The 21,573-nt window shown below is 67.4% G+C and carries 15 protein-coding genes and 2 pseudogenes; 11 read left to right on the top strand and 6 right to left on the bottom strand.

Annotated elements, in window-relative coordinates; translation table 11 throughout:
• Window positions 1–627: 627 nt before the first annotated feature.
• Window positions 628–2,109: pseudogene (locus ABZX86_RS01440) on the bottom strand (DEAD/DEAH box helicase); the annotation flags it as partial.
• Between the two features lie 513 nt (window positions 2,110–2,622).
• Between ABZX86_RS01440 and ABZX86_RS01435 the strand changes: the two are divergent.
• Window positions 2,623–3,693 carry an alpha/beta fold hydrolase gene (locus tag ABZX86_RS01435; protein WP_355118886.1) on the top strand — a complete coding sequence of 357 codons (1,071 nt, stop codon included), beginning with the start codon at window positions 2,623–2,625 and terminating at the stop codon, window positions 3,691–3,693.
• Window positions 3,694–3,745: 52 nt separating this feature from the next.
• Here the strand turns inward: ABZX86_RS01435 and ABZX86_RS01430 are convergent, their stop codons facing one another.
• Window positions 3,746–4,891, bottom strand: coding sequence for an SGNH/GDSL hydrolase family protein (locus ABZX86_RS01430; RefSeq protein ID WP_355118884.1), 1,146 nt, complete (start codon window positions 4,889–4,891; stop codon window positions 3,746–3,748).
• A 178-nt stretch (window positions 4,892–5,069) separates the two neighbouring features.
• Between ABZX86_RS01430 and ABZX86_RS01425 the strand changes: the two genes are divergently transcribed.
• Window positions 5,070–5,771: a ferritin-like fold-containing protein gene (locus ABZX86_RS01425; RefSeq protein ID WP_355118882.1), complete on the top strand. Its 702-nt coding sequence runs from the start codon at window positions 5,070–5,072 to the stop codon at window positions 5,769–5,771.
• A gap of 63 nt (window positions 5,772–5,834) precedes the next feature.
• On the opposite strand, the gene ABZX86_RS01420 is transcribed toward ABZX86_RS01425, so the two are convergent.
• A complete protein-coding gene (locus ABZX86_RS01420; protein WP_327141798.1) occupies window positions 5,835–6,062 on the bottom strand; it encodes a DUF3107 domain-containing protein in 228 nt (75 codons plus the stop codon).
• Window positions 6,063–6,209: 147 nt separating this feature from the next.
• Window positions 6,210–6,875 carry a TetR/AcrR family transcriptional regulator gene (locus ABZX86_RS01415; protein WP_297612854.1) on the bottom strand — a complete coding sequence of 222 codons (666 nt, stop codon included), beginning with the start codon at window positions 6,873–6,875 and terminating at the stop codon, window positions 6,210–6,212.
• A 296-nt stretch (window positions 6,876–7,171) separates the two neighbouring features.
• Here ABZX86_RS01415 and ABZX86_RS01410 point away from each other — a divergent pair, with 296 nt between their 5' ends.
• The 3 genes from ABZX86_RS01410 (at window position 7,172) to ABZX86_RS01400 (ending at window position 10,706) form a co-directional block, all read left to right on the top strand.
• Window positions 7,172–8,362, top strand: coding sequence for a DUF3152 domain-containing protein (locus tag ABZX86_RS01410; protein ID WP_355118879.1), 1,191 nt, complete (start codon window positions 7,172–7,174; stop codon window positions 8,360–8,362).
• A gap of 143 nt (window positions 8,363–8,505) precedes the next feature.
• Entirely contained in the window at window positions 8,506–9,693 is a 1,188-nt protein-coding gene (moeZ, locus tag ABZX86_RS01405) for an adenylyltransferase/sulfurtransferase MoeZ (protein WP_327141794.1), read from the top strand.
• A 158-nt stretch (window positions 9,694–9,851) separates the two neighbouring features.
• Window positions 9,852–10,706 carry a TIGR02569 family protein gene (locus tag ABZX86_RS01400; protein ID WP_327146696.1) on the top strand — a complete coding sequence of 285 codons (855 nt, stop codon included), beginning with the start codon at window positions 9,852–9,854 and terminating at the stop codon, window positions 10,704–10,706.
• Between the two features lie 69 nt (window positions 10,707–10,775).
• On the opposite strand, the gene ABZX86_RS01395 is transcribed toward ABZX86_RS01400, so the two are convergent.
• Entirely contained in the window at window positions 10,776–12,242 is a 1,467-nt protein-coding gene (locus ABZX86_RS01395) for an MFS transporter (RefSeq protein ID WP_355118876.1), read from the bottom strand.
• Between the two features lie 191 nt (window positions 12,243–12,433).
• Window positions 12,434–13,105 carry an FCD domain-containing protein gene (locus tag ABZX86_RS01390; protein WP_355118874.1) on the bottom strand — a complete coding sequence of 224 codons (672 nt, stop codon included), beginning with the start codon at window positions 13,103–13,105 and terminating at the stop codon, window positions 12,434–12,436.
• Window positions 13,106–13,323: 218 nt separating this feature from the next.
• On the opposite strand from ABZX86_RS01390, the gene ABZX86_RS01385 reads away from it, so the two are divergent.
• The 6 genes and pseudogenes from ABZX86_RS01385 to ABZX86_RS01360 all read left to right on the top strand — a co-directional run bounded on the left by ABZX86_RS01385 (window position 13,324) and on the right by ABZX86_RS01360 (window position 21,555).
• The gene (locus ABZX86_RS01385; RefSeq protein WP_355119792.1) at window positions 13,324–14,475 is read left to right on the top strand and encodes an MFS transporter; all 1,152 of its coding nucleotides are present in this window, start codon (window positions 13,324–13,326) and stop codon (window positions 14,473–14,475) included.
• Between the two features lie 162 nt (window positions 14,476–14,637).
• Window positions 14,638–16,095, top strand: coding sequence for an MFS transporter (locus tag ABZX86_RS01380; protein ID WP_355119790.1), 1,458 nt, complete (start codon window positions 14,638–14,640; stop codon window positions 16,093–16,095).
• Between the two features lie 26 nt (window positions 16,096–16,121).
• Entirely contained in the window at window positions 16,122–18,656 is a 2,535-nt protein-coding gene (gene nirB, locus ABZX86_RS01375; RefSeq protein ID WP_355118872.1) for a nitrite reductase large subunit NirB, read from the top strand.
• 57 nt (window positions 18,657–18,713) lie between these two features.
• The gene (nirD, locus tag ABZX86_RS01370; protein ID WP_355118870.1) at window positions 18,714–19,148 is read left to right on the top strand and encodes a nitrite reductase small subunit NirD; all 435 of its coding nucleotides are present in this window, start codon (window positions 18,714–18,716) and stop codon (window positions 19,146–19,148) included.
• Window positions 19,145–20,290 (top strand): annotated as a pseudogene (locus tag ABZX86_RS01365) (uroporphyrinogen-III synthase); the annotation flags it as partial. The gene nirD and the pseudogene ABZX86_RS01365, both read left to right, overlap by 4 nt.
• A 380-nt stretch (window positions 20,291–20,670) precedes the next feature.
• Complete coding sequence (locus ABZX86_RS01360; RefSeq protein WP_355119788.1) at window positions 20,671–21,555, top strand: CbiX/SirB N-terminal domain-containing protein; 885 nt, start codon at window positions 20,671–20,673, stop codon at window positions 21,553–21,555.
• Window positions 21,556–21,573 lie beyond the last annotated feature (18 nt).

Raw genomic sequence — 21,573 nt, 5'->3', positions numbered from 1 at the left:
GATGGGCGAACCGTTGGTGGCGGGTGCCTCCGGTGCGGCCTCGGCCACAGCGTTGGTGACGGCCGGAACGGCGGTGGTCACCGAGTCGGCGGTCGCGTGTACCGAACCGTTGGTGCTGCCCGTCGTGTTCGCGGTCTCGTCCGAGCCCCGGCGGCGGGTACGGCTGCGAGTGGAGCGGGCGGCGGGCTCGGCGGAGTCGTCGACAGATGCCTGGCTCTGCTCGGCATCGCTGAAAGCGATTGCCGTGCTGTTGGATTCGGTGACAGCGGCTGCCGGGACCTCGGCGGTGCGGTCCGAAACCGCGCTGCCGGAATCTGCGACGGCATGGTCCGAAACCTCGGCATGGCTGCTCGAGCCGTTGCTGTCGGCCTGGCCGCGTCCACGTCCGCGCCGATTGCGCCTGCGGCGGCCCTCGGTCCTCGGTGCGTCGGTGTCCGAAGCCGGAGCCGCATGGGTGACCGACTCGCCGGAATCAGCAACTGCCTCAGCGCCATTGGCGACTGCGGCGGAATCTGCGACTGCATGACCGGAATCGGCGACTGCCTGGGCGGCATCGGCCGGGGCCGCACCGTTTCCGGCGACGGTCACGACGCCGTTACCGGCCACGGCGGCATTGTCCGCGCCACCGCGTCCGCGACGGCGGCGACGACGGCCCGGCCGCTCCGAGGCACCCTCGGCATTGCCCGAATTGCCTTCGGACGCAGTCGAATCAGCCTCGCTGCTATTGACCTCGAAGCCGGGCTCGCCGGCACGCGCCCCCCGGGTGCGCTTGCGATTGCGGTTGCGCGGTGCGCGGCTCTCGCGCTCCACGACCACGGCGTCCTCTTCTCGCACGACCGGGCGCTTGCGCACGATGCCGGTGGTGCCGGCGGGAATGCCGAGTTCCTCGAACAGGTGCTTGGAGCTGGAGTACGTCTCCACCGGCTCGGGCATGCTGAGCTTGAGCGCCTGGTCGATGGAGGCCCAGCGCTTGAGCTCGTCCCAGTCGACGAAGGTGACGGCCACACCGCTGCGTCCCGCGCGGCCGGTACGGCCGATGCGGTGCACGTAGGTCTTCTCGTCCTCGGGGCACTGGTAGTTGATCACGTGCGTGACATCGTCGATATCGATACCGCGCGCGGCGACATCGGTGGCGACGAGCACGTCGATCTTGCCCTCGCGGAACTTCTTGAGCGCCTTCTCGCGGGCGATCTGCCCGAGGTCGCCGTGCACCGCGCCGACCGAGAAGCCGCGCTCGGCCAGATCGTCGGCCACCTTCTGCGCGGTGCGCTTGGTGCGGGCGAAAATCATGGTGGCGCCGCGGGTTTCGGCCTGCAGGATGCGCGCGACGAGCTCACTCTTGTCGAGCGCGTGCGCCCGGTAGGCGAACTGCGTGATGCGGTCGGTGATCGTCGAGTCGTGCGGCTCCTCGGCCCGAATGTGCGTGGGCCGGTTGAGGAACGTGCGCGCCAGGGTGATGATCGGCCCCGGCATGGTGGCCGAGAACAGCATGGTCTGCCGCTGGTCCGGAACCATATTGAGAATGCGCTCGATATCGGGCAGGAAGCCCAGGTCGAGCATTTCGTCGGCCTCGTCCAGCACCAGGACCTGGACCTTGCCCAGAATCAGATGCTGCTGTTCGGCCAGATCCAGCAGTCGTCCCGGGGTGCCGACGACCACATCGACGCCGGCGCGCAGCGCGGCGATCTGGGTGTCGTACGGGCGGCCGCCGTAGATGGAGGTCACCCGCAGCGGGGTGCCGTCCGGCGACGTGGCGTACTTGCTGGCGTTCTCCAGATCGGAGGTGACCTGCATGCACAGCTCACGCGTCGGCACGATGATCAGCGCGCGCGGGGTGCCGTCGAGCGGAATGGTGCCCGAGGTCCCGGAGCCGATGCGGTGCAGCAGCGGCACGCCGAAGCCGAAGGTCTTGCCCATGCCGGTACGGGCCTGACCGATGAGGTCCTCACCGGCCAGCGCGAGCGGCAGGGTGAGTTCCTGGATGGCGAAGGTGCGGTCGATGCCCATTTCACTCAGCGCGCGCACGATCTGCGGGTTGACACCCAGTTCGGCGAAGGTGGGGGCAGTGTGGGTTTCGTCGAGCTCCGCCGTCAGTAGCGTGTCAGCCACGCCCGGCTCCTGCTCTACGGTGATCTTGCTCAGGGTTCGTGCCTTCCTCGTTTTATCGCGTCTCGCGCGCACGAGGTGGGGCGGACCGGTCGGTCCGCGACGACCACTTGATCCGGGTTTCTGTCGCCGCTGCGGGATACCCATCCGGTGTGATTCGGACTGGCATCGACCTGCGCGGCGGACACTGTTGCGGATCGGAGTGCGCGCACATTTTCCGTGGACTACGGCCGCCCGAGCACCGGTTCACGGTGTATCCGGCAAACTCGTTCGAGCGAAAATTTCCGTTGTCTGCGGAGATTGTAGCGTGATACGGTCTTCGCCCCTTTTTCCGCCACCGCAATTGCGCAGCGGTATATCGCTGGTAGGCGCGATTGCGGCATATCGCCGCCGCCCGCAGCAGAACTTCGCACCCGCGTTAAGGATTGCGCCGCACCGCAATTGGCCCGCAGGCCGAGCATACCCCGCCTGGTCGACAGTTGGATTGCTCACATAGGTGTTACAAGCTGTAGCAGCATGTGCGAAGTTGTGCGGGTGAGCCTGGCAGACACCGTGAGCACCGCCGCGCGCAATGCGTGGGCCCTGACCTTCGGCACCGGCATCGGTGACCCCGAACCCACCCCGTCGACGGTGGTATCGGTCGCACCGCATCGCGAGTTGCGCCGCTACGACGGTCTGGACGCGGACGGCCCGGCCGGCGCCGATGATCCTGCCGTACTGCTGGTGCCGCCGCTGGCCGCACCCGCCTTCTGCTTCGATCTGCGCCCCGACCAGAGCATGGCGCGCTTCCTGCGCGATACCGGCCGGGCCACCTACCTGGTCGATTACGGCGATATCACCTTCGAGGACCGCCGCATGGGCTTCGAGGACTGGGTCGACGACATCCTGCCGGAGTCCATCCGTCAGGTATCCGCCGATCGCGGCGGCCGCGCGGTCGATCTGGTGGGCTGGTCCATCGGCGGCGTCCTGGCGCTGCTGACCGCCGCGGCGGATCCGACGCTGCCCATCCGCTCCATCACCGCGATCGGCGCTCCGCTGAGCTACGACCACATGGTGGGCGTGCGGGAGCTGCGCGCGCTGGCCCGGCTGGACGGCGGCCGCACCGCCACCGCCGCCATTCGCGCCACCGGCGGCGTCTCCGCGCAGCTGACCCGCATCGCCTACCGCGCCACCGCGTGGGACCGAGAACTCAAGCGCCCCTTCTTCATTGCGAGCAATCTGGCCGACACCGCGACGCTGGCGCGGATGGAGACCATCGACCGGTTCCAGAATTCGCTGCCCGGATATCCGGGCCGGTTCTACAACCAGCTGTGGGGCCGGTTCATGTTGAACAACGACATCGGCAAGGGCGTAGTGCATTTCGGTGATCGCACCATCGCCCTCGCCGATGTCACCGTGCCGGTGCTGCTGGTCGGCGGGCCGACCGATGTGATCACCCCGGCCGCGGCGGTGGAGCACGGCCTGACGACGCTGACCGGATCACCGCAGGTGCGCTACGAGACCGCACCCGGCTCCCACCTCGGCCTCCTCTCGGCCCGCGACACCACCTGGACTTATCTGGACAAGTTCTTGCGCGACCTCGCTTAGCGAGGTGTGGGGTTTCGGGGGCCAGCCCTGAAACCCCGCTGAGGCGGTTGTCTCAGATCCCGGGAACCGTTGGGAACGGCCGCTTTTCGGGCCAGGACTGGCGGTTCAATTTCCCGAGCGTGTAGTTGGCGACCAGCACATCGGTGATCTGCCGGGCGATGAGTTCGTACACCGCCTGCGTGGGGTGGGCGAGATCGCTGGTGGTGAGGGCGCGGCGCAGGGCCGCGGGAGTGGCATCGCGCATGCCGAGATAGGGCACCGGCCCGTGCTCCTGTGCCAGCGGGGTGAGCTGGAAGGTGGTCGCACCGTCCGCGACGACCTGCATCCAATCGGACATGCGCACCAGCGAGATATTGCCGGGCGTCGCGCCGGGTCCATCGTGGGGGCCGGGACCGGGCGGTGGCCAGTGCGTCGCCAGATAGCCGAGGGCGTCGTTGAATTTGGCGACGTTCTTCACCGCCTTCTCCACCGCGGCATCGCCCTTGTCGGCGGCCTTGTCCTGGAAGCGCACCGACACCAGGGGGCTGGGCAGGTCGATGAGAATGAAGTGCTCGTTGCCGGGATTCGTCGGGAACGAGTTCGGGATGGAATTGACCAACTGGTAGATCTCCTCGATCAGCGGCCCGACGCCGGTGCCGGGTTTGTCCACCCGGCCGGACAGATTGTCCGGAACCGGCCGCTCCGCGGTGATGAGGTCATTGAGCCCGATCCAGATGATGTGCAGCGTCGGCCCGGTGAATTGGTCCTGCGCGGTGCCGGCCATGACCGCCTTGGTGGGGGCCATCAGCGCCCGGCGCGCCTTGATGTATGCGGCGACTTGATCTTTCAGATATCCGAGCGCTCCGGCCTTCGGTTTCCAATCCGAGGCCGCGATGGCGCCGCCCTCCGCATAGTTGGCATAGCGCACCGGCGCGAGATTTCCGGTGTGGGTGCCCAGTACCGCCGAGCTGTCGCTCAGTGTCCGATGCGGCGCGGTCGCCTCCTCGGTCCTGTTCCTGTCCTCGCGGATGAGCGATTCGCCGCCCATCCATTCGACCAGGAAATCGGCCCAGTTCTTGCCGTCGCTATAGCGGCCGACCTCATTGGTGCGCATCATGCCCGCTGCGCGGGCGAACATTCCGCTGGGCGCTTCGCGTTTGATGCCGATATCCGAGAGGCTGTCGCCCAGGACGATCAGATTTTGAATTGCGGTTGGCATGGAGTTCTCCCCACCGGAGGGTTTCGTACCGGTAACCCCGGGCGCCGAGCCGGCACAGGTCCGGTATGATCATGAAATTGCAAGTGGCGCAAGCACTTACGAACATTTTGAGGGTACGCCGCACAATGTCTCGCCGATGGGTGATTGGCGTTCAGGATCGCGGACTAGGGTGGTGGCCATGGGAGCAAACTCGTCTACTGCGCTGGGCGCCGCGTCGGAATCGGCCGACGACCGGGTCGCCGCCAGTCACCCCGGAGTCACCGACCTTTTCGCGGTTCTCGCCTACGGTGAGATCTCCGCCTTCTATCGTCTGGCCGAAGAGGCGAAACTTTCGCCCTCGCTGCGCGGCAAGGTCGCCGTCGCCAAGATGGCCGCCAATGAAATGGGCCATTTCGAGACGCTCGAACGGGCACTCGCCGCCCGCGGCGCCGAGGTATTCGACGCCATGGCCCCGTTCGTCCGCGCGCTGGACGCCTATCACGCCTCCACCGACCCCTCCACCTGGTTGGAGTCGATGGTCAAGTTCTATGTCGGTGACGGTATCGCCGCCGACTTCTATACCGAGATCGCCGGCGCCCTGGCTCCCGAGGTCGCCGATGTGGTGCGTGATGTGCTGGCCGAGACCAGCGATTCGGAATTCGTCATCGAAGAGGTGCGCACCGCGGTCGAGCAGAATCGCTCCGAGCGCGACCGGCTCACGCTGTGGGGTCGCCGCCTGCTCGGTGAGGCGATCACCCAGGCGCAGTACGTCATGGCGCAACGTGACGAGCTGACCGAACTGGTGCTCACCGCGACCGGTGATCTGAACGGTATCGCCGTGCTCTTCGAGCACATGCAGGACAGCCACGCCGAGCGCATGCGCGTCCTGGGCCTGGGCTAGCCCGCTCCCCGCGAAAAGAAATGCCCCGCTGAGAATATCAGCGGGGCAATTGCTTTGTGCTCGTCAGACGGCGGCGAAGCCGACCCGGCCGGCGGCCGCAGCACCGATCTCGACATACGCGACCTTGTTGGCCTGGATCAGGAACTTGCGGCCCTTCTCGTCGGTCAGCGCCACGACGCCGCTCTCGCCCTGCAGCGCACCGGAAACCAGTGCCTCCACCTCGGCGGGCGTCTGCGAGCTATTGATGATCAGCTCACGTGGGCTATCCGAAATACCGATCTTGACCTCCACGGCCAACCTCCGAACCTAGAGTCCTGTGCTGTCCACGCCAAGGCTAGTGCAGCCGCACGGGGGCGCGGCAGAGACCGCCCTGCGCTCTGAGCGAACGTGTGCCCTGCGAACTACTCCGCGTGCCCTGCGAACTACTTGTGGGCCTGCTCAGTCGATCGGGTGCAGCGGGATATGCGAGAGACCACCCCAGCAGAGCGCGACCGTGGTGTCCACGGCCTCGTCCTTGGGGATCGGCCGATCGGCCTCCAGCCAGTAGCGGGCACTGAACTGGCTGGCGCCCACCAGGCCGACCGCGAGTACGCGGGCGCGGTACGGGTCCAGGCCGGAGTCGTGGGCGACGAGGTCGAAGACCGCGTCCACACACGCTTCGGTGGCCTGCTCCACCCGCCGCTGCACCTGCGGCTCATTGGTGAGGTCCGATTCGAATACCAGTCGGAAGCCCTGGGTTTCGTGATCGACGAAGTCGAAGTACGCCTGCACGGCCGCGCGGACGCGGAACCGGTTTTCGGTGGTGGAGCGCAGCGCCTGGCGCACGCTCGACACGAGGGCGTCGACATAGTTCTGCAGCACGGCCAGATACAGCTCGAGTTTGCTCGAGAAGTGCTGGTACAGCACGGGTTTGCTGACGCCTGCACACTGCGAGATCTCGTCCATACCGGCGGCGTGGTAGCCGCGGAGGACGAAAACCTCACCCGCAGCGGCCAGCAACTGTGCGCGACGGGCCTCGCGGGGCAGTCGGGTGCCGCGCTTTGTCGGCGCCGTAGCCTCGGATGACGTGCGGTGAGCGGTCATCCGGTCCACGAGGTCAGTCATTTTCCGATCTCCCAGTCGATTACCGGCGGAAAGGATGTCACCGGGTATCCCCCGAACGATACTCGCTCGAGGGGTCCGCGCTGATCCAGGTTCCGAATATTGGTGTGCTGGATGTTGGCGATCCGCACCGGATATTTGTCGATACGCGCGGTGATGACCGTTGTTGCGGCCGATGCGCGTGCTGGGTTGATTATGCGAGCCCGGTCACAAATGGGAAGCACTTGTCCCGATTTGTGAGATCCGTCGCTGTCTGCGCGACGGCACCCGACCGTGTCCGCACGCTCTGTGAGAGTCTGATGAGCGTGACCGACGATGGGGGCAGATACTCCGGCGGGCGCGATTCACGCCGACCCGTAGCAGCCGGTGCGCCACGCCCAGCGGTTTCCGGTGGCTCGAAGAGTGCATCGAAACGAAAAGGCAGACCGACCGGCCCGATTTACGATCCGCTCGGTCTGTACGACGCGAGCGACGCACCGCAGTCCGGGCAGCCCGCGCCGTCCGGACTTCCGGCGACCATCGGCGACCGCCTGCCGCTTCCGCACGAACCGCTGCGGGCCAGCTGGGATCCGACCTCGACGCCCGATGATGCCCGCACCCGCGAGCGCCCGGACCGCGAGGGCAAGAAGCAGAGCGGCCTCGGCCGCTTCGTCTCCACCTACGGCTGGCGCGCCTACGCGCTGCCGGTGCTGCTGGCGATCACGGTGCTGGTGGCGGTGGACGCCTTCCGCAGCGGCCCGGACAGCGTCGCCGATCTGCCCGGCTTCGGCCGGCTGAGCGATCACACCGACAAACCCGCCGGAATCATCGGCGGTGCGCCCAAGGGCGACGGCAAGTTCGCCGCCGATCTGCCCACCGGCGCGGTGCCCGGCGGCGGCCCGTACACCGATACCGGTACGGGCGCTTGGCATGTGGTGCCCGGCAACACCGGTCAGGTGGGCACCGGATCCGAGCACGTCTTCTCCTACACCGTGGAGATCGAGGACGGTGTGGACACCTCGAGCCTCGGAGGTGACGACGCGATCGGCCATATGGTCGATGCCACGCTGTCGAATCCCAAGAGCTGGACCCATGATTCGCGCTTCGGCTTCCGCCGCATCGACAACGGCACTCCGGATTTCCGCATCTCGCTCACCTCGCGCGACACCACGCGCAAGGCCTGCGGATTCGAAATCCCCATCGACTCCTCCTGCTACAACACCGATCTCGGCCGCGTGGTGCTCTCGGAGGTGCGCTGGGTCCGCGGCGCACTGGCCTTCGAGGGTGACGTCGGCTCGTACCGGCAGTACCAGATCAACCACGAGGTCGGCCACGCGATCGGCTACCACGAACATCAGCCCTGCGAGACCGACGGCGGCCTGGCCCCGGTGATGATGCAGCAGACCTTCGGCACCCGCAACAACGACATCGCCACCCTGGACCCGGCCGGCGTCGTGCCCATGGACGGCAAGAAGTGCCGCTTCAACCCCTGGCCCTACCCGCGCGGTTAGGCCGGGGCCGCCGGCGCGGCGGCAGGCTGGGCCGGGCGGATCGGCTCGGGTGGTGCGACCTAGGCTGGGAAGAACGGTCCGGTCCTCGGTGTTGCACGTGTGGCCGCGAGTAGTCGGCGAATTCGATTGAGGAGTCCGCAAGCGTGACAGCATCGCATCAGTCCCTGCCGCCCCTGGTGGAGCCGGCCGCGGAGCTGACCAAGGACGAGGTCGCCCGCTACAGCCGTCATCTGATCATTCCGGATCTCGGGGTGGACGGTCAGAAACGTTTGAAGAATGCCCGGGTACTGGTCATCGGCGCCGGTGGCCTCGGTTCCCCGGCCCTGCTGTATCTGGCGGCCGCCGGTGTGGGCACGCTCGGCATCGTCGAATTCGACGAGGTGGACGCCTCCAATCTGCAGCGGCAGATCATTCACGGCGAATCCGATATCGGCCGGTCCAAGGCCGACAGCGCGCGGGATTCGATTCTGGAGATCAATTCCGGAATCACCGTGCGGTTGCACAAGATTCGCCTCGAGCCCGAGAACGCCATCGAGCTGTTCGAGCAGTACGACCTGATCGTGGACGGCACCGACAATTTCGCCACCCGCTACCTGGTCAACGACGCCGCGGTACTCGCGCACAAGCCCTATGTATGGGGTTCGATCTACCGGTTCGAGGGCCAGGTCTCGGTGTTCTGGGAGGACGCCCCCGACGGTCGCGGCCTCAACTACCGCGATCTGTACCCGGAAGCGCCGCCGCCGGGCATGGTCCCGTCCTGCGCCGAGGGCGGCGTGCTGGGCGTGCTGTGCGCGTCCATCGGCTCGATCATGGTGACCGAGGCGATCAAGCTGCTCACCGGTATCGGTGACCCGCTGCTGGGCCGGCTCATGGTCTACGACGCACTCGATATGACCTACCGGACCATCAAGCTGCGCCGCGATCCCGAACGGCAGCCGATCACCGAACTCATCGACTACGACGCCTTCTGCGGCGTGGTGTCCGAAGAGGGGCAGCTGGCGGCCATCGGTTCCACCATCACCGCCCGCGAGCTCAAGGACATGCTCGACGCGGGCAAGGATGTGGCCATCATCGACGTGCGCGAGCCCGTCGAATGGGACATCGTCCGCATCGAGGGCGCGACGCTCATCCCCAAGGACCGCATCCTCACCGGTGAGGCCCTGGCCGAACTCCCGCAGAACCGCCCGATCGTGCTGCACTGCAAGACCGGTATCCGTTCCGCGGAAGCCCTTGCCGCACTCAAGAACGCGGGCTTCTCCGACGCCACCCACCTCCAAGGCGGCATCATCGCCTGGGCCAACCAGGTAGACCCCTCCCTCCCGGTCTACTGACCGGGCGCATGTGCGCTGATCGATTGCCCGTGTCCGAAGGACACGGGCACTGCGAGACCCTTCGCAACCGGTGTGGCACACCGCAGTTTCGGACCGGCCGGTTTCCGGCGCGGCATCCGATTCGGTATGTGTTGCGGCGGTAGCGTACGCGCGTGACCATGACTGCTGTGGAACCTCCCGAGCACGTGCGCTCAACCTTCGGGTTGCGCGAAGTCGCGCCGGTTCCGCTGGGGAACTGGGACGGCGGCTGGCGGTGCGGCGATGTGGTGCTGAGCCCGGTGACCGATCATGCGCGTGCCGCCTGGTCGGCGAAGGTGCGCGAGACATTAAGGGTGGACGGGCTACGCCTGGCCCGGCCCGTGCGAGCCACCGATGGGCGATATGTCGTCTCCGGCTGGCGCGGTGACACTTACCTGGACGGCGTGCCCGAGCCGCGGCACGACGAGGTGGTGTCGCTGTCGCTGCGACTGCACAAGGTGACGCAGCAGCTGGAGCGCCCGCGCTTCCTGGCGCAGGCGCCGGTCGCACCGTGGGTCGATGTGGATGTCTTCGCCGCGGCCGATCGCGCCGCCTGGGAGGCGGTGCCGCTGCGCAGCCTCAAGGTCGGCGGCATGTTGCCTGCCACCTCACCCGATGGTGACCGCAGCCTGCACCTGATCACTCAGCTCTCGACCCTGCGCAAGCCGGTGGCGACACCGCCGCAACTGGTGCACGGCGATCTCTTCGGCACCGTGCTCTTCGCCGGCGGCGGGCTCGCACCCGGTCTCACCGACATCACCCCGTACTGGCGGCCCGCCCCCTGGGCCGCAGCGGTGATCGTGGTCGACGCCCTGTCCTGGGGCGGCGCCGACGACGGACTGCTGGAGCGCTGGGGGAGTCTGCCCGAATGGCCGCAAATGCTGGTGCGCGCGGTCATGTTCCGCCTCGCGGTACATGCGCTGCACCCCCGGTCGACGCCGGAGGCCTTCCCGGGTCTGGGCCGCACCGCTGATCGAATCCGCCTGCTGCTGTAGGCGAATCCGCTGAAACGACTGTCGCGCCGAGCGAATTGCTCGGCGCGACAGTCATTTTCGGGTGAAGTGCTACACGTTGGCGTGCGCCAGCGACGGTGCGCGGCTGGTGGCGAAGGACGAGCGCAGGTAGAACCACCAGGTCAGCCCGCCCATGGCGAGATACGCGACAACGTAGCCCCAGAAGGCGGGATTCATATTGCCGTAGTGCAGGCCCGAGAGCCGCAGGGCTTGCTGCAGCACCCAGCCGCCCGCGGCCCCGACCGCCCCGATGACGCCGATGGCCGCACCCGCCTGCCGTTTGGCCGAGGTCAGCGCGGCGCTGATGTCCTGCCCGGTCTCCGCGGCCCGGCGACGAGCCTCCGCGGTGAAGATCATCGGAATCATCCGATAGGTCGAACCATTGCCGACCCCGGAGAGCGCGAACAGTAGCAGGAACGAAATCAGGAACAGCGGAAAGCTTTTCGCCGACAGCGACGCCATGATGAGCAGGGTCGCGACCGCCATTCCGGCGAAGACGTAGAGGGTGATCTTCGCGCCGCTGAGTTTGTCGGAGACCCAGCCGCCGAACGGCCGGCTCATGGACCCGACAAGCGCGCCCAGGAAGGCGAGATTGCCGAGCGTCCCCATCCAGCCGATCTTGGCCAGATCCGGGAAATTGGATTTGAGCAGCGTCGGGAAGGCGAAGGAGTAGCCGATGAACGATCCGAAGGTGCCGACGTAGAGCACCGCCATTACCCAGGTGTGCGGGTTGACGAGCGCCAGCTTGTACGACGTCCCATCGGATTTCGCGCCGGAGAGCGAGTCCATGTACCGCAGCGCGCCGACCATGGCGATGAGGATGAACGGAATCCACACCAGCACCGACAGCGTGATGCCGAACCGGTAACCGCCCGCGTCCTTGGCCATGATCTGCGTGCCCAGGGTGATGATCAGCGGTACGAACAGCTGTGTCTGCGCCACACCGAGATTGCCGCCCGCGGCATTGATGCCCAGGGCGGTGCCCTTCTTACCCTCGGGGTAAAAGAAGTTGATATTCGCCATCGACGAGGAGAAATTGCCGCCGCCGACACCGGCGAGCGCGGCCAGCACCACGAACACCCACATGGGCGTGTGCGGCTCATTGATGAACCAGACCAGCCCGAGGGTCGGGATCAGCAGCATGCCCGCGCTGAAGATCGTGAACGCGCGGCCGCCGAAGCGCGGGATGGCGAAGGTGTACGGAATGCGCAGTGCCGCACCGACAAGCGTCGGCATGGAGGTGAGCAGCAGCGCATTGCTCACGGCGGTGGGATTGCCCTTGCCGAGTCCGGCGAGGAAGTCGAATCCGGCCGAGCCCATCACCGTGACGACGCTGGCCCACAGCACCCAGATGCTGAACCCGAGATTTTCTGCGAATACCGAGAAGATCAGATTCTTGCGAGCGGTTTGTTGTCCGCCGTTCTCCCAGAATTCATTATTGTCCGGCTCCCAGTGATCGATCCACCGGCCTCGTTGCTGATATCGGAAAGTGGACTCCGGCGCCTCTACCGTTGCCATCTGCAGTGTTCCTCTCGCACTACCGACCGCCCTCATCGGTTCTCCCGGAATGTGTTCCGGGAGAAGGTCCCTGCGGTCGCGTTCACCGTACGAAGCACTGGTTACGCACAGGGGTTTTTCGGTGACGAAAGAGGTAATTCCGGCTCACCTTCCGGTGCCGCCTGCGGTGACCTTCCGGTTACCCGCAGGATTTATCGTGCGTCCGGAAATTCGGCGATCAGTGAGCTGAGGAAGCAATTGGCCGCGCGCGCAGCGCCTTCCGGGTCGCCGTCGATGACGGCGCGCACCAGTTCGGCGTGTTCGTCATGGTAGGCCGCGCCCGCCTTTTCGGAGCGGGAGCGGATGACGGCCTCGATGATCGGCAGCAGCGAGTCGTAGAACTCGAGGTACACCGCATTGTGGCTGGCGACCACGATGGCGCGGTGCAGCTGCACATCCGCCTCGATGGCGGCGTCGAAATTGTCGTCCCAGGTCGCGCGGCGATCCTCGAGTAGTCGTTCGAGGTCGGCGATATCGCCGGCGTCGCGGCGCTGGGCGGCGAGGGCGGCGGCGGTGGTGTCCAGGGCCTGCCGCAATTCGAGGATGTCGCGCTGCTGGGCGTCGGCGAAGTACTCGGCGAGGGTGCCGCCGAGCGTTGAGGTGGAGATCACATAGGTCCCGGAACCCTGCCTGCGCTCGAGCATGCCCGCGTGCACGAGCGCCTGGACGGCCTCGCGGACGGTATTGCGGCCGGTGCCGGTGAGTTCGGTCAGCTCCGGCTCGGTGGGGATACGCGAGCCGACGGACCAACGGCCGGAACGGATTTCGGCACGCAGCTGCTCGGTGACCTGGGCGATGAGGCTGGTGCGTCGGACTGGTTGCACGGGAGTCAGCGTACCGTGCCTCACATTCGTTGCATCACATCATCGGGTCATCCTATGATTTCGTGGTGACTGTGACGCTGAGTGCCGAGACGCTGCACGACGAGACGGCCCCCGCCGGGGGCCGTTCTGCTGCCCAACCGCGGGAGCTCGTCGCCGATCGGGTGATCCGCAAGCGCTCCCTCGTCGAGGGGCGGCTGCTCGTCCTCGCCGCGATCATCATGTCCGCGCTCACGCTCCGCATCGCGGTCACCGCATTCACTCCGCTGGCCGACCGGATCGGCACGGATATCGGGTACGGGACCGCGGTCGTCGGCGTCTTCGGCATGATCCCGACCGCCATGTTCGCCGCGGCCGGGCTGCTCACCCCCATTCTTTCCCGGCGGCTGGGCCTGGAGACCACGGCGCTGGTCGCCATGGGCATGACCGCCGCCGGGTCCGCGATTCGCGCGGTGGTCCCCGACACCTGGGAGCTGCTGGTGTTCTCGGCGCTGGCGCTGACCGGTATGGGCATCGGCAATGTGGTGATCCCGCCGCTGGTCAAGCGGTACTTCTCCGATCGCCTGGCGCTGCTGAGCTCGGTCTACATCGTCATGGTGCAGCTGGGCACGGTGGTCCCCGCCCTGGTGGCGGTGCCGATCGCGCAGGCGCACGGCTGGCGGATCTCGCTGGGGCTGTGGGCGATTCTGCCGCTCATCGCCATGCTGCCGTGGCTGGGCGTCCTGCGCATCCGCCGCGATCACGCCCGCGCGGACAGCACCGAAATGCCCGCCGACGCAGTCGAATCCACCGGCCGGGTGTGGAAGTCCTCGCTGGCCTGGGGCATGGCCCTGATGTTCGGCATGACCTCGCTGATCACTTACTCCATGTTCACCTGGATGCCGAAGATCTTCTCCGACGCCGGTGCGAGCGCCTCCTTCGGCGGCAGCATGGTCGGCATCTTCGCGCTCATCGGCTTGGTCGCGGCGCTCAGCGCACCGATTGTGGTGGGCCGCATGGCGAATCCGTTCCCGGTGGTCATCGCCTGTGCCGGTTTCTTCTTCGCGGGCTTCGCCGGGCTGTTGATCGCCCCGATGGCCGCGCCGCTGGTGTGGGTGCTGCTGCTGGGCCTGGGTCCGTCGACCTTCCCGATGGCGCTGACCCTGATCAATCTGCGCACCCGCACCTCCGCCGGTTCGGCCGCACTGTCGGGCTTCACCCAGGGCGTCGGCTATGCCGTGGCCTGCCTGGGTCCGGTGCTCTTCGGCGCGCTGCATTCGATGACCGGCGGCTGGCTGGCGCCGTTCGCGCTGCTGGTGGTCGCGGTGCTGGTGCTGCTCGCGGGCGCCTGGCTGGCCTGCAAGCCGCGCATGCTCGAAGACACCTGGGCATAATTCGCACAGCCGCAATTGGGGGACGGTGAGCTCTCTCACCGCCTCACCGAACGGTTCGGGCAAACGTGAGCAACCGTTGATTTGACGGTCATTGCGCGCAAGCATGACGGCAATACCGGTTTCCTACCTTGAGGTCATTCAGATTTCAGGAGGGCCGTGAAGATGCTGACGCGCAATCGCGATATCGAGCACTGGGACGCCGAGGATGTCGATGCCTGGGAGTCCGGTGGTAAGACCATCGCGCGCCGCAATCTGATCTGGTCGGTCTTCGCCGAGCATGTCGGATTCTCGGTGTGGTCGATCTGGTCGGTCATGGTGCTGTTCATGCCCACGGCCGTCTTTCATATCGATACGGCGGGCAAATTCTTCCTGGGCGCGGTGCCCACCCTGGTCGGCGGCATCATGCGGATTCCGTACACCGTCGCCACCGCGAAGTTCGGCGGTCGCAACTGGACCATTGTGAGCGCGCTGGCGCTGCTGGTGCCGGTGCTGCTGACCCTGTACTTCATCAACAAGCCCGGCACCTCGTATACGACGTTCCTGATCATCGCGGCCTTCGCGGGTCTGGGCGGCGGCAATTTCTCCTCGTCGATGGCGAATATCAATGTGTTCTATCCGCAGCGGCTCAAGGGCTGGGCGCTGGGTATGAACGCGGGCGGCGGCAATATCGGGGTGCCCGCCGTTCAGGTGGTCGGCCTGGTGGTCATCGCGACCCTCGGCAGCGCGTACGGCAATGCCTCGGCGGTCTGCCTGGTGTACCTCGCGCTGATCGTGGTCGCGGCGCTCGGCGCGGCCCTGAACATGGACAATGTCAAGAATCAGAAGGCCGACCTGTCCTACATGGTCAAATCGCTGCGGGTGCCGCAGTCCTGGGCCATCGCCTTCCTGTACATCGGCACCTTCGGTTCGTTCATCGGCTACAGCTTCGCCTTCGGCCAGGTGCTGCAGATCAGCTTCAAAGCCGGCGGCGCGAGTGCCGCTGCCGCCGCGCTGCATGCCGCGCAGATCGCTTTCATCGGACCGCTGCTCGGTTCGCTGGCCCGGCCGTACGGCGGTAAGTGGGCCGACCGCATCGGCGGCGGCAAGGTCACGCTGTACACCTTCGCCGCCATGACGGTGGCGGCCGCGGTGGTGGCCGTGGCCAGCACCGCGGGTGACGGCACGGGCAGTCCGAAGGGCGGTGTGCTGGTGGCGCTGATCGTCGGATTCACCGCACTGTTCCTCATCTCCGGTTTCGGCAACGGCGCGGTCACCAAGCTCATCCCGTCGGTGTTCGCGGCGAAATCCCGTAGCCTGCCCGGTGATTCGGCGACCCGGGCGGCCTGGGCGCAGAACAGCTCCGGTGCGCTCATCGGTTTCGTCGGCGCCGTCGGTGCGCTGGGCGGCGTCGGCATCAACCTGGTGCTGCGCTCCTCCTACGCCTCCACCCAGTCCGCCACCACCGCCTTCTGGGTGTTCATGGCCTTCTACGTGCTCTGCGGGGCGGTCTGCTGGATGGTCTTCCTGCGGCGCCCGCGCAGCTCGGCGCCCGCCGCCGTGGTGGTCGGTCCCGAGGCGCTGGTGCTGGAAGCCGAAGCGGCAGAGACCGATTCCCCGTCCAGTACGCCGGCCCGGGTCTGACCCGCACACTTCTCGAAAGGACTGTCATGACGCATACAGTCGGACACAAGACAGCGGTTGTCGTCGGCCACGGCATGGTGGGGCACCGTTTCGTGGAGGCGCTGCGCTCCCGTGACGAGGCGAATGCCTGGCAGGTCATCGTGCTGAGCGAGGAGCCGCTCGCCGCCTACGACCGCGTCGGTCTCTCGTCCTACGTGGGCCTCTGGGAGACGTCCGCGCTCGCGCTGCCGGGCAATGGCTACGAGGGCGACGCACAGGTGCAGGTGCGCCTGGGTGTGCGCGCCGACAGCATCGACAAGGCCGCACGCAAGGTCACCACCTCGACCGGCGACGTAATCGGTTACGACGCACTGGTTCTCGCCACCGGTTCGTACGCCTGGGTGCCGCCGGTGCCGGGCCACGACACCCCCGAATGCTTCGTCTACCGCACGCTCGCGGACCTCGACGGCATTCGCGCCACCGCCGAGGCGGCCGGTCCGGGTGCGGTCGGCGTGGTGGTCGGCGGTGGTCTGCTCGGCCTGGAGGCCGCCAACGCACTGCGCCTGCTGGGGATGACCCCGCACGTCGTCGAGTACAACAACTGGCTCATGCCCGCTCAGATCGATGAGGGCGGCGGCGCGATCCTGGCGCAGCTGGTCACCGAATTGGGTCTGCACGTGCACACCGGCGTCGGCACCTCGACCATCGAAACCATCACGGATGCACCGCTTTCCGAGCGATTGAACGTCACCCTCTCGGACGGCACCGAATTGCGCACGGCCATGGTAGTTTTCGCCGCCGGTGTGCGCCCGCGCGACGAGATCGCCCGGGAGGCCGGGCTGGAGGTCGGGCCGCGCGGCGGTGTCATCACCGATCTCGGGCTGCGGACCTCCGATCCGAGCATCTACGCCATCGGTGAGGTCGCTGCGGTGGAGGGCGTCTGCTACGGCCTGGTCGCACCGGGTTACAGCACCGCCGAGGTCGTCGCGGACCGATTGCTCGGCGGCGCAGGCGAATTCCCGGGTGCGGATATGTCCACCAAGCTCAAGCTGCTCGGTGTGGACGTGGCCAGCTTCGGTGACGCGCATGCCAAGACCGAGGGCGCGCTCTCGGTGGTGCTGCACGATGCCGCCAAGGGCACCTACGCGAAACTTGTTGTCTCCGATGATGCCAAGACGCTGCTCGGTGGCATTCTGGTCGGCGATGCCGCCCAGTACTCGGCGCTGCGCCCGCTGGTGGGCCGCCCGCTCCCGGCCGAACCCGCCGCGCTCATCTCTCCGGCCGGTGCGGAATTGGGCGCGGACGCACTGCCCGATGATGCGCAGATCTGCTCCTGCAACAATGTGACCAAGGGCGCCATCTGCGGCGCGATCGCCGCGGGCGCCTGCGATGTGCCGGCCGTCAAGAGCTGCACCAATGCCGGAACCTCCTGCGGCGGTTGTGTTCCCATGCTCAAGAAGCTGCTGGAGCAGTCGGGCGTGGCGCAGTCGAAGGCGCTGTGCGAGCACTTCACGCAGTCGCGGGCCGAGCTGTTCCACATCGTCCAGTCCACGGGGGTGCGCACCTTCTCGGCGCTGATCGCCAAGTACGGCACCGGATCCGGCTGCGATATCTGCAAGCCGACCGTCGCCTCCATTCTGGCCTCGACCTCCAGCGATCACATTCTCGACGGCGAGCAGGCGTCGCTGCAGGACACCAATGACCACTTCCTGGCGAATCTGCAGAAGAACGGCACCTATTCGGTGGTGCCGCGTATGCCCGGCGGTGAGGTCACGGCCGATCAGCTCATCACCATCGGTCAGGTCGCCAAGGATTTCGGCCTGTACGTGAAGGTCACCGGCGGTCAGCGCATCGACCTGTTCGGTGCGCGGGTGGAGCAGCTGCCGCTGATCTGGAAGCGCCTGGTCGAGGTGGGCATGGAATCCGGCCACGCGTACGGCAAATCGCTGCGCACCGTGAAGAGCTGCGTCGGTTCCACCTGGTGCCGCTACGGCCAGCAGGATTCGGTCGGCATGGCGGTGCTGCTGGAGAAGCGCTACCGTGGCCTGCGCTCCCCGCACAAGCTGAAGCTGGGCGTTTCCGGTTGCGCCCGCGAGTGCGCGGAGGCGCGCGGCAAGGATGTCGGCGTCATCGCCACCGAGAACGGCTGGAACCTCTACGTCGGCGGCAATGGCGGTCTCACCCCGAAGCATGCGGTGCTGCTGGCCGGCGAGCTCGATGACGAGACGCTCATCCGCTACATCGACCGCTACCTGATGTTCTACATCCGCACCGCGGATCGCCTGCAGCGCACCGCGCCCTGGCAGGAGGCCCTCGAGGGCGGTATCGACTACGTCAAGCAGGTGGTCTGCGAGGACAGCCTGGGCATTGCCGAGGATCTGGAAGCGGCGATGGAACGCCATGTCGCGGGCTACCGGGACGAATGGGCGGCCGTGCTCGACGACGAGGAGAAGCTCTCGCGCTTCGTCACTTTCGTCAATGCGCCGGAGGAGTCCGATCCGACCATCGGCTTCGACGACAGCGGCGAGCGCAAGGTGCCCGTCCTGCTGGGAATTCCGGACCTGCCGGAAATGACCGCTTAACCGCACGGAAACAGGACGTCGGTACCAATAGGTGAGGGCGTTCGGAGGAGAGTACCGATGACCGTGATCGACACACCCGGCACCGTGACCAGCCTCAGTGGCTGGACCCGAGCTTGCCGACTGGATTACTTGATTCCCGGCCGCGGCGTGGCGGTGCTGCTGAAGGGCGGCCGCCAGGCGGCCCTGTTCCTGACCGCGGACGGCACGCTGTACGCCGTCGGCAATATCGACCCGTTCGGCCGGGCCGCGGTGATGTCGCGCGGCATCGTCGGTGATCGCGGTGGTGTGCCGGTGGTGGCGTCGCCGCTGCTCAAGCAGAGTTTCTCGCTGCTCGACGGTAGTTGCCTGGACGATGAGGGCATCTCGCTGCCGGTCTATTCGGTGCAGGTTGTCGACGGAGTGGTCTCGCTGGCCAATGAACCCATGATGTTCGTGCCGGGCCCGGGGTCTTTCGATGGCGGCCCTGGATCTCTCGACGGCGGTACGGCATGACCGAGCCCGACGCGGGCACTCCGCTCGCCGGTTTCACCGTGGGCATCACGGCGGCGCGGCGGGCCGATGAGCTCGGTACGCTGCTCACCCGTCGCGGCGCGAATATCGTGATGGCTCCGGCCATTCGGATCATTCCGCTGGCCGACGACAATGAACTGGAGCGGGTGACGCGCCAGCTGGTGGCCGAACCGCCGCAGATCACCGTCGCCACCACCGGTATCGGTTTCCGGGGCTGGATGGAGGCGGCCGAGGGCTGGGGTCTGGCCGAAAACCTGCGCGCCACTTTGGCTTCCACCCGCATGCTGGCCCGCGGCCCGAAGGCCAAGGGCGCGATTCGCGCCGCGGAACTGCGCGAGGAATGGTCGCCCGCCTCGGAGTCCTCCGCGGAGGTGCTCGATCATCTGCTCGCCGAGGGGGTCGAGGGCGTGCGGATCGCCGTGCAGCTGCACGGCGCCACCACCGAGTGGGAGCCGGTGCCGGACTTCTGCGAGGTATTGCGCTGTGCCGGAGCCGATGTGGTGCCGGTACCGGTCTACCGCTGGACGCCGCCGCAGGATCGCACGCCGATGGACCGCATGATCGAGGCCATCGTGACCGCCGGCATCGACTGTGTCACCTTCACCAGCGCCCCCGCCGTGGCCTCACTTCTCATGCGCGCCAAGGAAACAGGTCTGCTCGAGGCGGTACTGCATGCTCTGCGCGGCCGAGTGCTCCCGGCCTGCGTCGGCCCCATCACTGCCGCACCCCTGGAAGAGCTCGGCGTGGCCACCACCATGCCCGCCCGCGCCCGCCTGGGCGCCCTGGCCCGCCATGTGGCCGAGGAACTTCCCCGCCGCGCCAATAGAATTCAAGCCGCAGGCCACATTCTGAGCGTCCGCGGCAGTTGCGTCGTCGTGGACGGCGAGGTGCGCCAGCTGGCCCCCGCCCCCATGGCCCTCATGCGTTCCCTGGCCCGCCAGCCCGGCCGCGTCGTCTCCCGCGAAGCCCTGCTCGCCGCCCTCCCCGGCGGTGGCGACGACACCCACGCCGTAGAAACCGCCATCGCCCGCCTCCGCGCCGGCCTGGGCAGCCCCAAAGCCATTCAAACCGTCGTGAAACGCGGCTACCGCCTGGCCCTCGATCCGGCCGAATGCAACGACAACCCCAACCCGGTCACCCTGAGCCCCCCTGTGCGCCAGCAATTCCCGGCCCGCACCTCCACCCTCGGCACCCGCCAGGACATCCCCTCCCGCTACCCCTCCACCGTCCGGCCCTCGGACCCGCCGCTCAGTGGATCCACTCGCCCTGCCCTCGCGCCCCACACTCCGGCAGATCCCGCTGCGGGGTCCGCTTCCGGTGGTCGCCCGGCATACCCGCCCGCTCCCGCGGGCGCGGCCCGTGCCGAGCACACCCCGGCGCGTGCTGGTGCCAGCCAGGAATTTCCCGCGCGGCCGGCGACTGTGCCGCATGGCGGTGCTCAGCTGCCGGTGACCGGTTCCGGTGCGCCGGTGCGGGCTACTCGGCCTGCGCCTGTTGCGGAGGTCTGGTGAGTAGCCCGGCGCTGGTGCTGGTCGCGCACGGCACCAGGAGCGCGCGTGGTGTGGAGATGATTGCGGCGCTGGCTGAGGCTGTTGCTCGGGAGTTGGGTGCGGGTGTGCCCGGTTTCGGCTGCGGCGCAATGGATTTCGTGAGCGAGTCGCACTCGGAGACAGGTGCCGGTGCCGCGTTCGGGGCCGCATCGGCATCGTTGCGTGCTGTCCGCGCGCCGGGCGTGGTGTCCGGTGCGGGGGCAGTGACGGGTAGCGGCACGGCTGCGGCTGATGTGCCGCAGGTGCGTACGGCGTTCGTGGATGTGCTCGGGCCTTCGCCGGCCGAAGTGCTGCGCGATGTGGAAGCTGTTCCCGCCGTGGTGGTTCCGGCCTTCCTGGCTTCGGGGTACCACGTGTATCAGGATGTGCCGCGAGAGGTGGCCGCGAGTGCCCATGCGGCGGTCGCGGTCACCCGTGCGATGGGTCCGGATCCGGCGCTGGCGGCGGTCATGCGCATGCGGTTGCGGGCGGCGGGGTGGCGACCGGGTGATGCGGTGGTGTTCGCAGCCGCCGGTTCGTCGGATGCGCGGGCGCTGAAAGATGTACAGCGCGCGGCGGGGCTGCTCGCCGAGCAGATCGCGGCGCCGGTCCGGTCGGCATATATCGCCACCGGTGAGCCCCGGGTTCCGGAGGTGGTGGCCCAGGCGCGTGCGGCGGGTGCGCGGCGGGTATTCATCGCCTCGTACCTGCTGGCGCACGGGTTGTTCCACGAGCGGCTGCATGCGGCGGGTGCGGACGGGGTGGCCGAACCGATCGGCGTGCATCCCGCCATTGTTCGTTTGCTGGTGGATCGCTATCGCACCGCCGCTGATACTCTTGCGGCCGTTCACGTCGCCTGACCGAATCGCCGAAATTGC

It is taken from the genome of Nocardia sp. NPDC006630, from assembly GCF_040611495.1.
Taxonomy (GTDB): Bacteria; Actinomycetota; Actinomycetes; order Mycobacteriales; family Mycobacteriaceae; genus Nocardia.
Note: the sequence above shows the minus strand (reverse complement) of the source record. Positions and strands in the feature narration are given on the sequence as shown.